Here is a 16,046-nt window from a genome sequence, read left to right as displayed (position 1 = left end):
TCCTTTTTACAACTTGCATCACAGAGACGCTGTTTGCCATAGCCAGGTTCCGAATTTACGTTGCTTTTACAGGGATTTAATTTGGTGTTAATGGCCCGTGCGTTCGCCTGTTTCCTTGCGGAAGCCCGGTACCGCGGGTATCCTGACGCCGTCTCTTTGTCAGCTGGCGCGGGCGCACCTTGAGAAACCTTTACCCTGTTATTTTTATTATCAGCGTCATGTTTATACTTCTCAGTGTTTTCATGACTTTACCGGTTGTTCTTCTGGCACTTGCAGGTGAGGATGTACCAAACGCGGTAGCCTTCGCCCAGTCTGCCGGAATAGTATTCCTGCTCGGTGCGGCCGGTGTGTTGTCAATGTATCGGCAACCCAGGGATCTCAAGCCCCGCTACATGTTTGTTCTTACCGTCTCCAGCTGGTTGATCATCGCCCTGCTCTCATCTATTCCCTTTTACCTCAGTGGCAACGGTATTTCTGCAGCGGATGCGTTTTTTGAGGGTACCTCCGGCATTACCACAACGGGTGCCACGGTGCTCAGCGGTCTTGATGATATGGATCGGGATCTGCTGCTCTGGCGGTCCATCCTGCAATGGATCGGCGGCATCGGTATCATCGGAATGTTCGTTGCGGTGCTTCCGTTCCTGCGCGTTGGTGGTATGCGGCTGTTCGCGACAGAATCGTCTGAATGGACAGACAAAGCCTTGCCGCGCATGAAAACGCTGAGTCGTGGCCTGCTGATTGTTTACCTGGTGTTCTCGGTGGTTGCGGTGGTTACCTACTGGCTGTCCGGCATGAGTCTGTTTGATGCCTTTAATCACGGCTTGACCAGCATTGCCACCGGTGGTTTCTCCACCTCTGATCTGTCGATGGGCAAGTTCAGCGATCTGATCCTGATGGAAGCCACGTTGTTCATGATCATTGGCAGTTTGCCGTTCTTTTTATTCGTTCGTGAAATGCATGGGCAACACGGTGTTCTGTTTAAAGATCAGCAAGTTCGACTGTTTTTGACAATTCTCTTTACGGTTCCTGCGCTGCTCACGCTCTACCGCTGGTGGGTGTCGCCGATCCCGTTTGATCCCTTGCATAATTACGTAGCAACGCTGTTCAACGTAACCTCGGTGGTCACCACAACAGGCTACGCATCGGAAGATTACGCCGCCTGGGGGCCACTGGCTTTTGTGGTGTTCTTCTTTCTGATGTTTGTAGGCGGCTGTTCCGGCTCGACCTCTGGCGGCATGAAGATTTTCCGTTTCCAACTGTCGCTGATCATTCTTCGGGAACAGCTGATGCGGCTGCTTCACCCAAGGGCGGTCTTCACCCGGAACTACAATGGGCGGGCGGTCAGCGACGAGATTATTTCATCGATGATTGCCTACACCTTCATTTTTCTGCTGTGCCTGTTGATTATCACGGTGCTGCTGGCGTCACTTCAGCTCGATTTCGTGACAGCCCTGTCTGGCGCCCTCACCTCTTTAACCAACGTTGGCCCGGGGCTGGGTGACATTATTGGTCCGTCGGGTAACTTCTCTCCCCTGCCGGATGCCGCCAAGTGGATCCTGTCGGTGGGTATGCTGATGGGCCGGCTGGAAATTCTCAGTGTGGTGATCGTGCTTTCACCCGGGTTCTGGCGCGGCTAACGCCCATTAGCGATACCAGAGCACGTGCTGATCCTCTAACGGGATATGAAGCAGCGGGTGGTGTGGGCGAATCCTTGGAGTGTAGTGATCCTCCGGCCGGTCTGGTACCGATACTGAAAACAGGTAGCTGTCTTCAGCGCCGGGCAGGCTTCGTTCAAGCTTCATAGGCTGAACAATGCGCCCACCGTGTTCCGAAGCCTCAGCCACCAGCTCGATCATCACCTGTTCTGGGCTTAGTCCGTCCAGGTACACATCTAGGGTAAACACCCGTGTGCCGTCTTCCTGTTGGCTGGTGAGTCTTCCAAAGCGCAATCTTGCCCAATGCTGGGCAATTTGTTGCTGCCATTGAAGCAATTGTCTGGCGGTTTCAGGGTTCCTCTGATGGCCCTTGGCAATCATCGGCAGGTAGAAAGCATCAACGTATTCCCGAACCATGCGATTGGCGGAATAACTGGCCGTTAACTGGTCCATGCTGGCTCGCACCCGTTGTAACCAGTTCGCCGGCAATCCCTCGCCGTTGAGCTGGTAGAACTCGGGTACCACTTGCTTCTCCAGCAACTCGAAGAGTTCGTTTGCGTCGGCGTCATCATGCTGGTCGGAATGGCTGAGTTCTTCAAAAGTGGCGCCAGGCCGAATGGCCCAGCCCACGTTCTCGTTCCAGGCTTCTGCCCACCAACCATCGTATTGGGACAGGTTCAGGCCACCATTCACAAGCACCTTCATACCACTTGTTCCACAGGCTTCCCAGGGGTGCCTCGGGCAATTGAGCCACACATCCACGCCCTGAATAAGCTGGTTGGCCACGGCAAGGTCATAGTCCTCAATGAACACTACCCGGCCCTCTGCCTCGGGGCGCCTGGAGAAATCTTTCCAGCGTTTGATAAGCTCTTTTCCGGCTTGATCATGAGGATGGGCCTTGCCTGCCAAAACAATCTGAAGTGGCCTGTCGCGGCAGCAGAGTAACGCCAGCAGTCTTTCTGGGTCTTTTAGCAGGAGATCCGGGCGTTTATAGCTTGTAAAACGTCGGGCAAACCCGAGCGTGAGGGTTTCCGGGTCTAGCAGCAGGCCGCACGCGGCCTCGACACTGGTACCAACCTTGTGTTCGCAGTGTTGGCTTCGCAGGCGTTTGCGGAGATAACTGACCAGCCGTTTGCGCTGGTTCCTGCGCATCTGCCAAAGCTCGTTGTCGGTGATGGGCTGCAGCGGGCAGGATTGTGTTAACGGCCGGCGCCAGCGCTCTTGGCCGCACGCCCTGGTCCACAAAGCATCGGATTCCGGTGAGTCCCAGCTGGGAGTGTGCACGCCGTTGGTCACGAACTCGGCCGGGATGTCGTCAGCAGGCCAGCGCCCGAACCAGTGCTGGAAAATTGCCTGGGTAACTTTGCGGTGGATCTGGCTTACACCGTTAAAGCGGCCGCTCATCCCAAGCGCAACGCCAGCCATGTTCAGATCGCGACTGCCACCGTTGGCGATTTCAATGAGGTTCTGTAGGCAGTTTTTGTTCTCGGAAAGCCAGGGGGAGAGGTAGAGTTCTGCCAATTTCGGCGCAAATCGATCAAAACCGGCGGCCACCGAGGTATGGGTGGTAAACAAGTTGGTGGCGCGGGTAGCCAGTCGGGCCGTTGCAAAATCCGATTGATTTGCCTTCTGCCAGCAATGGGCACGTTCGATCAACGCCAGTGCACTGTGTCCCTCGTTGATATGGCATACGGCAGGCTTGCGCTGCAATAGCTCCAGCAATCGCCAACCGCCAATACCCAGTACCATTTCCTGTTGAATACGTTTTTCGGGGTCGCCACTATAGAGTTCACTGGTGATGCCCCGGTCGCCGGGTTCGTTACGGGGGTCGTTTGCATCCAGCAGCAGTAATTCGCATCGGCCGACCTGGCCTTTCCAGGCCCTTAATCGAACGTCCCGTCCCGGGAACGGAACCGTCACCCTTGCCCACTCTCCGCTTGGGTCTCTCACAGGTGCCACCGGCAGCATGGTTGGGTCGTTGTAGGGGTAAAACTCCAGTTGTTCGCCGTCAGCACTCAGGGCCTGGCGAAAATAACCCTGCTGGAACAGCAGGCCGACCGCCATCACCGGCACGCCGAGATCACTGGCAGCTTTGAGGTAATCTCCCGCCAGTACGCCGAGGCCGCCGCTGTACAACGGCAAAGCCTCAGACACACCGTATTCCATACAGAACCAGGCAACGCCCTCACCAAGTTGGCCATCGCAGGTATCGGTATACCAGGTATCTGCCGCGTTGAGTGCCTGATGGTGACTTATCTGGGCCTGGTAAACCTCGAGGAACTCGGGATTCTCCGCCAGAGCCAGTAAATGTTCAGAAGACACGCTGTTGAGCACCAACCATGCGTTCTGCGTAGACTCCCAGACATCTTCATCCAGCAATCGCCATAGCTGATCACTGCCATGGTGCCAGCTCCAGCGCAAATCATGCGCCAGTGGAATAAGCCCCGACAGCTGCGCTGGCAGGGCCCGCATGGTGTATGCAGCGAGCGTCATGATCTTGGCCCGGTGTTAATGCGCCGTGTAGCCGCCGTCGATAACCAGTTCGCTGCCAGTGATAAACTTGGACTCGTCAGACGCCAGGTAAACGATGCCCCAGGCAATGTCGTCCGGCTCACCCATGTGGCCCAACGGATGCAAGGCCGCAGTCGCCTGCCTGGCTTCTTCCGGGTCCATGCCGGTGGTTTTCAGGTGATTCTCAACCATGGGCGTCCAGATGAATCCGGGGTGAATCGAATTAGCGCGAATCCGGTCTGGTGCATATATCATCGCGTCGGTCTTGGTCATCAATCTCACCGCGCCTTTCGACGCGTGGTAAGGCGGAACATCTGGAGCGCTTACCAGGCCGTAGATGGATGAAAGATTGATCAGGCTGCCGCTGCCCGCTTTTTTCATGTGCGGTATCGCGTGCTTCGTGCAGAAGAAAACACCTTTCACATTAACCGCCTGGACCCTGTCCCACTCCTCCTCTGTCAGTTCATGGGTCGGTTTGTTGGTGCCGGATATACCGGCATTGTTCACCAATACGTCGAGCTTGCCGAATTTATCCGCAACGCTATTGATAGCCTCTTTTACCTGGGCCTCGTCTGCTACATCGCAATGCCAATAGGCCACCTTGTAACCCTTGGCGGCCAGTTCCGTGGCGAGCGCTTCACCGGCCTGGTCAAGAACATCCAGTATGCCAACCGCTGCGCCCTCTTCCACCATACGTTGAGCCGCGGCCTTGCCTATTCCAACGGCTCCGCCTGTCACTGCTGCTACCTTGCCTGCTAATCGTGCCATGTTATCCATTCCTTCTTGCGGCGATTCTGTGGGTGCGGTCTGTGCCGCCCTCTACCCTGAATCCAGTTAGCAAATATTGGTTCTGCAGCCACTGGACCAACTCTGTAATCACGTCCACCTCGTTATCCGTGCCATCAAACCCCAAACCAAGTCCGCCGGAAGAGCGGCGAATAACGTGCGCCTTCAGCACACGGTGGCAATCCCGTCCCTGATCCGGGAGCTTGAAGGCCAGCTGAATGGGCTGGTTCAACCGGATGTCGGCGTAATCGGTCGCCACAAACAATCCTCGCCGGGATGCGTCCTGGATTTTCCCGGTGGCTACCGGCATTCCCCTTTTGTACACCAGTATAGGTAATTCACCCTCAATGCGCTGGCTAAGCCGATGCTCCATGATATCCCCCTGCATTTACTCAACGTAAAATACCCTTCGATAAACACACCCGCTGCTTGCATTTAAAACTGGTCAAGGTTTAACCATCTTGATGCTGATCAATTAATGACCAATCGTCAGTTTTAACGTCCGTAGATGTTGACCATAGACCGCAGGGAATCAGACCGCGCCAGCGATTGATAGTTCTCTGGCAACTGCCAGATCCAGTTATTGGAAGTTGTGCCAGGTGTGTTGAAGCGGGCACTGGAGTCCAGACCGAGAAGATCCTGCATGGGAATCATCACAAGCCCTGAGACAGACCCCAGCGCCGCCTGGATAATCTGCCTTGGAACGTTGTCGTCGGTGAGCCGAAGGTACTGATTTACGTGATCCCGGGTACGTTCATCCAGGCTCTGGTACCAGCCCAGGGTGGTGTCATTGTCGTGAGTACCGGTGTACACCAGGTCATGCTCTTTATGGTTATGAAGTAAATGAGGGTTGCTTGCGCTACCGTCAAAACCAAACTGCATGACCGTCATGCCGGGCAAGTTGAACCGCTGCCGAAGTGCCTCGACATCGGCCCCTATGATGCCAAGGTTTTCTGCAACCAGCGGCAGTTCCGGGAGTTGCTCAAAACACGCTGACAGGAAGGCATCGGCCGGGCCCGCCACCCAGTGTCCGTTCACCGGGCGGGCATCTGCCGCAGGAATTTCCCAGAATGCCTGCAGGCCCCGGAAATGATCAATCCTGAGCAGGTCGAACTTCTCCTGCTGGCTGGCCAGCCGATCTATCCACCATCGATAACCATCACCGGCCATGGCTTGCCAGTCATAAAGTGGATTACCCCAGTGCTGACCATCGGGAGAAAAGTAGTCCGGGGGCACGCCAGCAACGACCAGGGGCTGGCCCTGAGCATCCAGCTTGAACATGTCAGGGTGGGCCCAGACATCAGCGCTGTCATGGGCGACAAAAATGGGGATATCTCCGAACAACAGCACCCCCCGTTCCCGGGCGTAGCGGCGCATTGCCTGCCATTGCAAGTGACCAATAAACTGTTCAAAACAGACCTGTTCGATGGCGTTACAGTGCCGGGCTCTGAACTCCTCAAGGGCCCATGGTTCCCTACGCCGCAGCGGCATTGGCCACTCGTGCCAGGGAATCCCGCCATGGGCATCCCGGATGGCGATGAACAGAGCAAAGTCATCCAGCCATGCTTTGTGGTCAGACAGGAACTGTCGCCAAGTGTCCTGGTTGGCGGTTACGGACGTTGGGCCGGTGGCCGCTAGAAAACGCCCGGCTGCGATTTCAAGGGCGCGGGCCCTGGCCTCGCGCGCAAGCTCATCGGTACTGAGCAAATCCAGATAAACAAGCTCCGACAGGTCGATAAACTCAGGGTTGCCGGCGTGGGCGGATAACGACTGATAAGGGGATAAATCGGAATGGGTAGGGCCTGTTGGCAGGGTTTGCCAAACCGTTATGCCTGCGTCTGCCAAGTAGTCAATAAAGCTCCGGGCCTGTTGCCCAAGCTTGCCGTCATTTCCTGGCAAGGCAGTCGGGTGTAGCAACACACCTGCACGACGACGGGAAAATACCGGTGCCGGTGTCAGTGCTCCAGTCATTCCAGCCCCCCGGCCTCATGCCCCGGGCGCATGGCGCCGCCCCGCGCAGGCTCTCCCCCACCCTGGCTGATTGGCTGGAACAGGCGGGCAGGCGCCGGGTAGCCAATGTTGTCGTAGAGGTTGGCCAAATGCCGGCGATAAAGATGTTCGAAATCCCGAACCACCGGAGCCGGGTTGTAGTCACCAAACCACCAGAACCAATCCGACCCCTCACAAAGGCCAAGCTGGTAGCTGGCCTTTTCTTTCTGTTCGGCCGTCAGGCTGCCATTATCCATAACACGGTCATAGTGTTGTTTGGCCTCGCAAAGAAGGTCCCAAGCCCGGTTTTTGTCCGGGTCACCAATCCAGGTTGAGAAAGTGCCGTAAATCCAGCTTCCGGCCACAAGGTGCGGCAATTTCACGGGGTCGCACACCGGCTCGTTCAGCAGGTTCCGGTAGGTAGTCAGCCGCAGGGTCTTATGGTTTTTCAATACCCGATATAGCTCATCCAGAAAGTAGTAGCCGTTCTCCGGGTAGTATTCCCAGGCGTTCTCACCGTCAAGAATCACAGAAATAACCGGGCACTCCCCTGCCTTGCGGTTACTGGCAATATTCTCCATGTGATGGACCAGGTCGCCAACGGCATCTTCCGCATGCCAATCCGCGTAATTGAATCCGATCAGATCCGACAAACCGTCATCGCGGAAAAACACGGTTACCGGTTGTTCCCCGAACAGGAAAGGACGGTGAATAGGAGGCTCCTTGTTCAGCGCCCCCTGTTCTTTAGCCAGGCGAAAGCTGTTGTGACCAACGGAATCGCCGCTCGCGGTCCATTGAAAGCCGTGTTCACTGAGCAATGCCAGGGTACTCTGGCTTAGGCCACCTTCAGACGCCCAGCAGCCTGCGGCCTGCTCACCAAAGAACCGCTGAAATACCTGCTGTCCCATACGAATATGCCAGTCCGCCCGGTCCTTGCCGCCGGGATAGGTCGAATGTTCGGGCATACGGATATCCGGCATGGCCTCCCTGGCGGAACCGAAATCCAGTAACAGCGGTACGATAGGGTGAGCCCAGGGACTCATGGCTAACTCGGCCTGGCCAGTTTGCGAAAGGTGGCGGTACCTGGGGCCAAGGCCAGCCATCAGCTCTTCGATGACGTCCAATAACGCTCTCCGGTCTTCCATGGTGAACTGGTGGCTTTTCTCCTCCAGGGTCTGGATCACCGGGTGAGTACGACGCACGGTTTCGCCCATCCACCCCAGGTGGTACCAAACCAGCAGGTCCACCAGTAATTGCGGTGAGATGTATCGCTGGATGTCCGGGCGGGTGCGATAGAAGCGGGCCAGTTCCGACAGCCGTTTATAGGGCGCAAACCGCTTGATGATCCGGTTTTCGTTTGCTCTCAGGCATTTTTCCATCAGCTCAAGAAAGCCAGGAGAGCCGGGCTCGGGCAAGGAGTCAGCCACCAGTGCTGCCAGCACCGGGTCGCCTACAGCCGCACCACTGTGTCGCCAGCGCTCAATTTGAACCAGATAGTCTTCTATCTGTTCCAGCAGAACCGGGGCAAAATTCACCACGGCCCTGGCCTCTGGATGAGCCTCCAGGTGCGCTGCCATATCGACATAATCCTTGATGCAATGCAGATAGACCCAGGGGAACAGAAATTCGCCCGTGTGCTGGTCCTGATACACGGGCTGGTGCATATGCCAGCAAAGGACAACGGGGGTGCGATGGTCAGAGTCCATGGGGGTAATCCTGCCCGAGCATCTCGGGCGTGATCAGAACAACGCCTTTGGGTGAAACATGAAAACGGTTTTCGTCTGCTTTTCTGTCAAAGCCAATGTGGGTGCCATTCGGGATTCTGCATCCTCGATCAATGACGGCTTTGCGAATGTGGCAATGCCGGCCGATATCTACATCCGGAAAGATGACAGCGTCCTCAACCGTGGTGAACGAATGCACACGCACCTGTGAAAACAGCAAGGAGTGGCGAATTCGGGCCCCGGACACTATGCAGCCTCCGGCCACCATGGAATCAACGGCGGTTCCCCGGCGGTCCTCATCGTCAAATATGAACTTGGCCGGCGGTAGCTGCTCCTGGTAGGTCCAGATCGGCCAGTGGGCATCGTAGAGATTCAGTTCGGGGCTCACGTCTATCAGCTCAAGGTTCGCTTGCCAGAGTGAATCGATAGTCCCTACGTCACGCCAATAGGCCGGCTTTTTATTGACAGGATCCCGGAACGGAAAGGCACACACATTAAGACGCCGTATGACCGACGGGATGATGTCTTTTCCGAAATCATGTGAAGAGTCGTTGTTAAGCTTATGATCTCGCAGTAATTCATCAAAAAGAATTCGGGTACTGAATACGTAGATGCCCATGGACGCGAGGGCTTTATCGGGTTGCCCTGGCATGGCCTTCGGTACTGCGGGCTTCTCCACAAACTCGGTAATCCGTAGTTCATCATCCACCGACATCACGCCGAAGGCCGTAGCGTCTTCGATCGGAACCTCAATACAACCAACGGTAATGTCGGCCTCATTCTCCACATGAGCTGCCAGCATGGTGCCATAGTCCATTTTGTAAACATGGTCCCCGGCCAGGATCAGCACGTACTCCGGTTCATGGCTGCGAATGATGTCGAGATTCTGTAATACCGCATCTGCCGTGCCCTCATACCAGGAGGTTTCAATGCGCTGTTGGGCGGGAAGCAATTCCACAAACTCGTCAAGCTCACCACGCATGAAGCCCCACCCCCTCTGTATATGGCGTATCAGGGAATGAGACTTGTACTGAGTAATCACTCCGACCTGGGCGATGCCGGAGTTGATGCAATTCGATAAGGGGAAATCAATAATCCTGAACTTTCCGCCGAAAGGCACGGCGGGCTTGGCGCGCCACTTGGTGAGATCATGGAGTCGGGAACCGCGCCCTCCGGCAAGAACCAGAGCGAGAGTTTGTCGTGTAAGACGGCTGACGAAGCGCTTCGCAGTATGCATGACACCTTCCCTGAAAACCTTGGCGGCCTTCCTTCCCTGTTTGTTCAGATGAAGGGAGAGTCGACATCAATTTGACACTGATACTAATATTAGAACACTAGCAGAAGATTATGACGTAATATTGTCTTGGGTCATTTTTTGTACAGGCCTAACGGCGTTCAATAACGGTCATTGTCCTGCCATCCTGATCGGGAATCGAAGGTCTATGGAAAGCCCTGCCTTGAGCGAGTTCGATCTCCACCTGTTTGCCGAAGGTCGCCATTGGCACATTTACAATGTGCTGGGTGCCCACCCTCTCAGGGTCAGCGGGAAAGAGGGCGTGCGTTTTGCCGTCTGGGCACCCAACGCCCGGTCAGTCAGTGTGATTGGTGATTTCAACGGCTGGAGTTCGGCCCAGCACGTGATGCGGGCGAACGAAAGCTCGGGGGTCTGGTCTCTGTTTATACCGGGTGTCCGGCCCGGGGCCATATACAAGTTTGCGATCAGCACGGCCCGTGGTGAGATCATCAAAACTGACCCTTATGGTCAGGCTTTTGAGCATCGGCCTTCCAACGCCGCCGTGGTCACCGAGCGTGGCCGATACCCCTGGAGCGATGGTGACTGGCTGGACAAACGAAGCCGTTTTGACTGGCAGCATCGCCCAATCTGTATCTACGAAGTACACCCCGGCTCCTGGCGACACCATGGCTCTGGCCGTTGGCTGACCTATCGTGAGCTGGCCGACCAGCTCGTTCCCTACGTTCTGGAAACCGGTTTCACCCACATTGAGCTGTTACCGATTACCGAGCACCCACTGGATGAGTCCTGGGGTTACCAGACCACAGGCTATTATGCGCCCACCAGCCGCTACGGGAGCCCGGATGATCTGCGTTACCTTATCGACCAATGTCATCAGAACAACATCGGGGTGATACTGGACTGGGTGCCGGGGCATTTTCCCGACGATGATTACGCCCTCGCCCGTTTCGATGGCACCGCACTTTACGAACATGAAGACCCTCGCCGCGGCCGGCACCAGGATTGGGGTACCCTGATCTACAATTATGGCCGCCACGAAGTCCGTAATTTCCTGATCGGGAGCGCGCTGTTCTGGCTCGACGCCTTTCATCTGGATGGATTACGGGTGGATGCCGTGGCCTCCATGCTGTACCTGAACTATTCCCGTGAAGAAGGCGAATGGCTGCCCAACGATTTTGGCGGCCACGAGAATCTCGAAGCCATCGAATTCCTGAAAGATCTCAACCGGGTGTGCCAAAGCCGCTTCCCGGGCACTTTGATGATGGCGGAAGAATCCACCTCCTGGCCGAGGGTAACCCGGCCGCCGGAAATTGGCGGGCTGGGTTTCAACCTGAAGTGGAACATGGGCTGGATGCACGACACCCTTCGTTACTTCCAGCAAGATCCGGTGTACCGACAGTATCACCATGAAAAACTCACATTCGGCCTGCTTTATGCGTTCTCCGAGAACTTCCTGCTGCCGTTGTCCCATGATGAAGTGGTACACGGCAAGTCCAGCCTGATCCAGAAAATGCCGGGGGATGAATGGCAACAACGGGCCTCGTTACGTCTTTTATTCAGTTACATGTACACCTACCCCGGCGCCAAGTTACTGTTCATGGGTGGTGAGTTTGGCCAGCGCCGTGAATGGAGCGAAAAGCGGGAGCTGGACTGGCACCTGCTTGAACACGACGCGCATCGGGGCATTCAAACGCTGGTCAGGGATCTGAACGGTTTGTATCGCCGTGAGCCCGCCCTCCATGGCCGGAACTTCACCGGTGCGGGGTTTGAGTGGATTGATTGTCACGACTCGCCGCAATCGGTGATCAGTTATGTGCGCAAGGGTGGGCAGCAGCAGGAAGTTCTTGTTGTCATCGTCAACTTTACTCCCATCCCGCGCCGACATTACCGAATCGGGGTGCCCAGTGGTGGGGCCTGGCAGGAAATCTTCAATTCCGACTCCACTTATTATGGCGGCAGCAACCTGGGCAATCCTCTCCCATTAATCGCCGATGACCAGCCGTGGATGGCACGGCCATCCTCTCTGGAGGTAACCCTGCCTCCCCTGGCGCTGATCATTCTGAGGGCAGCACCATGACCCGCATCCTGTTTGCCACAAGCGAGGTCTACCCGCTGGTGAAGACCGGTGGTCTGGCGGATGTTTCCGCAAGTCTGCCCGAGGCCCTGTGCAAGCTTGGTTATGATTGCCAGATACTGTTACCCGGTTATCCCGCTGCCCTGGCAGCCGCCCGGGGGGCAGGTTCGCGCCGCAAAACCCGTTTCCGTTATGGCCAGTATGACGTTGCCTTGTGGCAGACACGTTTACCCGGAACGGCAGTCAGTCTCTGGCTGGTGGACTGCCCGGCGCTGTTTGATCGCCCCGGCGACAGCCCCTACCAGAACGATGATGGTGAAGACTGGTGGGATAATGCTCACCGTTTTCATCTTTTCGGCCGAATCGGTGCCATGATGGCTCTGGGGCAGCTCGGGTTGTCCTGGCAACCCGACATTGTGCATTGCAACGATTGGCAGGCAGCGCTGATCCCGGTGTTCCTGGAGAACGCCCAGCACCCGCCCAAGAGCGTGTTTACCATTCATAACCTGGCTTACCAGGGACTTTTCAGCCAGGAAACCTTTCGGGCCCTGAGTCTGCCAGACTTTCTCTGGCGTATGGAGCTGCTTGAATTCCACGGCCAGCTATCCTTTATCAAAGGCGGCCTGGTGTTCAGTGACGCCATCACCACGGTCAGCCCCGGCTACGCCGAGGAAATCCAGACACCGTGGTTTGGCTACGGACTGGATGGCCTGCTGCGCCATCGTTCCCGTCACCTGCACGGCATTCTCAATGGCATAGACACCCGCGCCTGGGACCCGGAACAGGACCGATGGTTAGACTTTCATTACGGCCCCGGCCACCTGAAAAACAAGGAACAGTGCAAGGCGCGCTTGGCCCAGGAGCTCAAGCTTGAGGCCAGCGGCGCTCCCCTGTTTGGTTTTGTCGGTCGCCTGGTGGAACAAAAAGGCCTCGACTGGCTGTTGGCAATCACGGTGGCCCTGCTGGAACGCGGCTGCCAGTTTGCCATCCTGGGGTCCGGCCAAAGTCACTACCAGATGCGGCTGCAGGAGCTGGCACGGGCATGGCCCGGGCAGCTGTCACTGACCCTGGGTTACAACGAGGGCCTGGCGCACCGCATTACCGCCGGTGCGGACCTGTTTCTCATGCCATCACGCTTCGAGCCCTGCGGGCTGAACCAGATGTATAGCCTTCGCTACGGCACCGTACCGGTCGTCCACGGTGTGGGTGGCCTGAACGACACCGTATTCGACCCGTCAGAAGTCACTGCCGACCAAGCCAATGGCTTCGTGTTCCGGGAACCCACACCCGATGCGCTATTCCAGGCGGTGGAGCGTGCCCTGCAGGCCCTTGGCACCAGGAAGACATGGCGGCGACTGCAGGATAACGGAATGAGCGCAGATTATTCCTGGAAACAGCGCGCCAGGGATTACGCAACGCTTTATCAGAACCTGTTGACCGGCAATGGCCGGATACACGATGACTGAGACAGTGCCAGTGGCCGCAAGGAGGTCATGATCATGCACAAGGCAACGGAGTTCCGGCTGGAAGCCCGCCCCCATATTCCGGAGGCTATTGAAGGGCTTGAGGTTCTGGCTAACGATTTGTTCTATAGCTGGGATCACGGGGTACGAAGCCTCTTCGCCCGTATCGATCTTCGATTGTGGCAAAAGGTTGAGCACAACCCGAAACTGTTCCTGCGCCGGGTGTCCCAGACCCGGCTGAATGAGGCATCGGAAGATCGTGCCTTCATGGCGGAATACCGCCGTGTACTGTCCAGTTACGATGCCTACCTCGAATCCGAGCCAGGGGCCGGTGTTCTGGAAGCACTCGACCCAAAGACCAGCCTGGTGGCCTATTTCTGTGCAGAGTTTGGCTTCCACGAAAGCTTTCCGATCTATTCCGGCGGCCTTGGCATTCTGGCCGGCGATCACTGCAAGGCCGCCAGCGATCTGGGTCTGCCGTTCGTGGCCGTTGGGTTGCTGTATCAGCAGGGTTACTTCATCCAGACCATTGATGCCCAGGGTCAGCAAATCGCGCGCTATCAGAGCCATTCCAGTGATGAATTGCCCATTACCCCGGTGGAACGAGGCGGAAAGCAGCTGACGGTGTCCGTGCCCTTCCCTGGCCGCGATGTCCACGCGAAAGTCTGGATGGCACGGGTCGGGCATATTCGCCTGTACCTGCTGGATTCCAACACGCCGGACAACAACGCAGACGACCAGGCGCTGACGCTGCAGCTTTACGGTGGCGACTTCAGCACACGCGTAAGTCAGGAGATGCTGCTCGGGATCGGTGGTGTGCGGGTGTTATCTGAACTCGGGATCAAGCCGACAGCCTGGCATATTAACGAAGGCCACGCCGCGTTCCAGATTCTTGAACGGTGCCGTATGGCTATGGCGGAAGGTCTGCCGTTCAGTGCGGCGTTGGAAGCCGTTGCAGGGTCAACCCTGTTCACCACCCATACACCCGTACCTGCTGGCCACGACATTTTTCCGCGGGATCTGGTCGCCCATCATCTAGGGGCGTATGTAGAGGAGTCAGGGCTGGACTTTACGGAAGTGTTTGCGCTGGGCTCAAAAAATGGCGACGACAGCTTCAACATGACCAGTCTGGGGCTGCGCGGCTCCCGCTTTCACAATGGCGTCAGCCGCATTCACGGCGGGGTGGCCTCGCAGATGGAGGGGGATATCTGGCCCCAGGTACCAGCCAGGGATAACCCGATCCAGTACATCACCAATGGCGTGCATGTACCAACCTTCCTGGCGCCGGAGTGGGCGAGTCTGTTCGACATGCACGCCCCAACCTGGAAAAGCGAATTGCTGAACCCGGACTTCTGGCACTTCATCGACAAGATTCCGGACTATCACTACTGGAGCGTTCACAAGGCGCTTAAACAACAGATGGCCGAGTACACCGTGCGCCGGCTCAAGCGCCAGCACAAACGAAACGGCACCGGGCATTCGGTAACCGAGCGCATGGCCCGGCAGCTGGCCTCGCCCGAGAAAGACGCCCTGGTTATCGGCTTTGCCAGGCGCTTCGCCACCTACAAACGGGCAACCCTGATTTTCTCCGACCTGGCCAGGCTGGAACGGCTGCTGACCAATCCAGATCACCCCGTGGTGCTGGTGTTCGCGGGCAAGGCCCATCCCCAGGACCAACCCGGCCAGCAACTGATCAAAGTCATCCATGGGTTATCCATGCAGCCCTCCCTGATGGGCCACATCATCCTGCTGGAAAACTATGACCAGGCCATGGCCCGACGGCTGCTCAGTGGTGTAGATGTCTGGTTGAATACACCCGAGTACCCGAAAGAGGCCAGCGGTACGTCCGGAGAAAAAGCAGCGCTTAATGGTGCCCTCAACCTCAGTGTTCTGGACGGCTGGTGGGGAGAGGGTTATGACAAAACCAACGGCTGGGCGATTACCCCAAGGGATACCGGGCTGGACCAGGAGTTTCGCAATCGGGAAGAAGCCAGGGACCTGCTCGATCTGCTGGAACAGGACATCATCCCGCTCTACTACAACCGTGCGTCGCAGGGCTACTCCAAGGGTTGGGTAACCCGCTCAAAAGCCTCCATGAAGACTATCACGCCGAGATTCAACGCGCAGCGTATGGTGATGGATTACGTTCGCAACTATTACCAGCCCGCCACAGCGCAAGGTAAACGCCTGACTGCCGATGGCTTTAACCTGGCCACTGAGCTCGCAGAGTGGAAGGCACGAGTCAGAGCCGCCTGGGATGGTGTGTCGATTCACGTTCGGGGTTGCGTGGATGACCAGTGTGCCTGGGATGAATCCGTGGAACTGAGCATTGGCGTTAGCCTGAATGGCCTGGCCCCCAGCGATGTTCGGGTTGAATGTCTGGTGACGCCGGAATGTGCTGGCACCCATGCGGAACCGGGCCCGGACCGCTTTTTCCTGGAGCCGGATGGCGAAAAAGAGGGCCAGACGCTGTTCAAAACCCGGGTACAACCACCCTACCCGGGCCTGCAAACCCTGCGGGTGCGTATGTACCCATACCATGACGCACTCACCCACCCATTGGAGATGGGTGCCATGCTCTGGGCCTGA

General features: G+C 56.9%; 10 protein-coding genes. 4 read left to right on the top strand and 6 right to left on the bottom strand.

Annotated elements, in window-relative coordinates:
* Positions 1–218 precede the first annotated feature (218 nt).
* Positions 219–1,637 carry a TrkH family potassium uptake protein gene (locus ACNSOI_RS10145; protein WP_152438165.1) on the top strand — a complete coding sequence of 473 codons (1,419 nt, stop codon included), beginning with the start codon at positions 219–221 and terminating at the stop codon, positions 1,635–1,637.
* Positions 1,638–1,643: 6 nt separating this feature from the next.
* On the opposite strand, the gene glgP (ACNSOI_RS10140) is transcribed toward ACNSOI_RS10145, so the two are convergent.
* The 6 genes from glgP (ACNSOI_RS10140) to glgC all read right to left on the bottom strand — a co-directional run bounded on the left by glgP (ACNSOI_RS10140) (position 1,644) and on the right by glgC (position 9,902).
* A complete protein-coding gene (glgP, locus tag ACNSOI_RS10140) occupies positions 1,644–4,148 on the bottom strand; it encodes an alpha-glucan family phosphorylase (RefSeq protein ID WP_152438164.1) in 2,505 nt (834 codons plus the stop codon).
* Positions 4,149–4,163: 15 nt separating this feature from the next.
* Positions 4,164–4,934 carry an SDR family NAD(P)-dependent oxidoreductase gene (locus ACNSOI_RS10135; RefSeq protein WP_152438163.1) on the bottom strand — a complete coding sequence of 257 codons (771 nt, stop codon included), beginning with the start codon at positions 4,932–4,934 and terminating at the stop codon, positions 4,164–4,166.
* A 1-nt stretch (position 4,935) separates the two neighbouring features.
* Positions 4,936–5,325, bottom strand: coding sequence for a PilZ domain-containing protein (locus ACNSOI_RS10130; protein ID WP_152438162.1), 390 nt, complete (start codon positions 5,323–5,325; stop codon positions 4,936–4,938).
* A gap of 122 nt (positions 5,326–5,447) precedes the next feature.
* A complete protein-coding gene (malQ, locus tag ACNSOI_RS10125) occupies positions 5,448–6,923 on the bottom strand; it encodes a 4-alpha-glucanotransferase (RefSeq protein WP_152438161.1) in 1,476 nt (491 codons plus the stop codon).
* The gene (locus tag ACNSOI_RS10120) at positions 6,920–8,647 is read right to left on the bottom strand and encodes a glycoside hydrolase (RefSeq protein WP_420193947.1); all 1,728 of its coding nucleotides are present in this window, start codon (positions 8,645–8,647) and stop codon (positions 6,920–6,922) included. The genes malQ and ACNSOI_RS10120 overlap by 4 nt, the downstream gene beginning before the upstream one ends.
* Positions 8,637–9,902, bottom strand: coding sequence for a glucose-1-phosphate adenylyltransferase (glgC, locus tag ACNSOI_RS10115; RefSeq protein ID WP_420193946.1), 1,266 nt, complete (start codon positions 9,900–9,902; stop codon positions 8,637–8,639). The genes ACNSOI_RS10120 and glgC overlap by 11 nt, the downstream gene beginning before the upstream one ends.
* Before the next feature lie 205 nt (positions 9,903–10,107).
* Here glgC and glgB point away from each other — a divergent pair, with 205 nt between their 5' ends.
* From glgB to glgP (ACNSOI_RS10100), 3 genes are read left to right on the top strand one after another with little or no spacing between them, the layout of a single operon-like run.
* A complete protein-coding gene (glgB, locus tag ACNSOI_RS10110; protein WP_420193945.1) occupies positions 10,108–11,997 on the top strand; it encodes a 1,4-alpha-glucan branching protein GlgB in 1,890 nt (629 codons plus the stop codon).
* Positions 11,994–13,460 (top strand): glycogen synthase GlgA, encoded by a 1,467-nt coding sequence (gene glgA / locus ACNSOI_RS10105; RefSeq protein WP_420193944.1) that lies wholly within the window; start codon positions 11,994–11,996, stop codon positions 13,458–13,460. Before glgB ends, glgA begins: the two co-directional genes overlap by 4 nt.
* A gap of 33 nt (positions 13,461–13,493) precedes the next feature.
* The gene (glgP, locus tag ACNSOI_RS10100) at positions 13,494–16,046 is read left to right on the top strand and encodes an alpha-glucan family phosphorylase (RefSeq protein ID WP_420193943.1); all 2,553 of its coding nucleotides are present in this window, start codon (positions 13,494–13,496) and stop codon (positions 16,044–16,046) included.

The organism is Marinobacter sp. GH_1 (assembly GCF_048595985.1).
In the GTDB taxonomy this organism is placed as follows: domain Bacteria; phylum Pseudomonadota; class Gammaproteobacteria; order Pseudomonadales; family Oleiphilaceae; genus Marinobacter; species Marinobacter shengliensis.
Note: the sequence above shows the minus strand (reverse complement) of the source record. Positions and strands in the feature narration are given on the sequence as shown.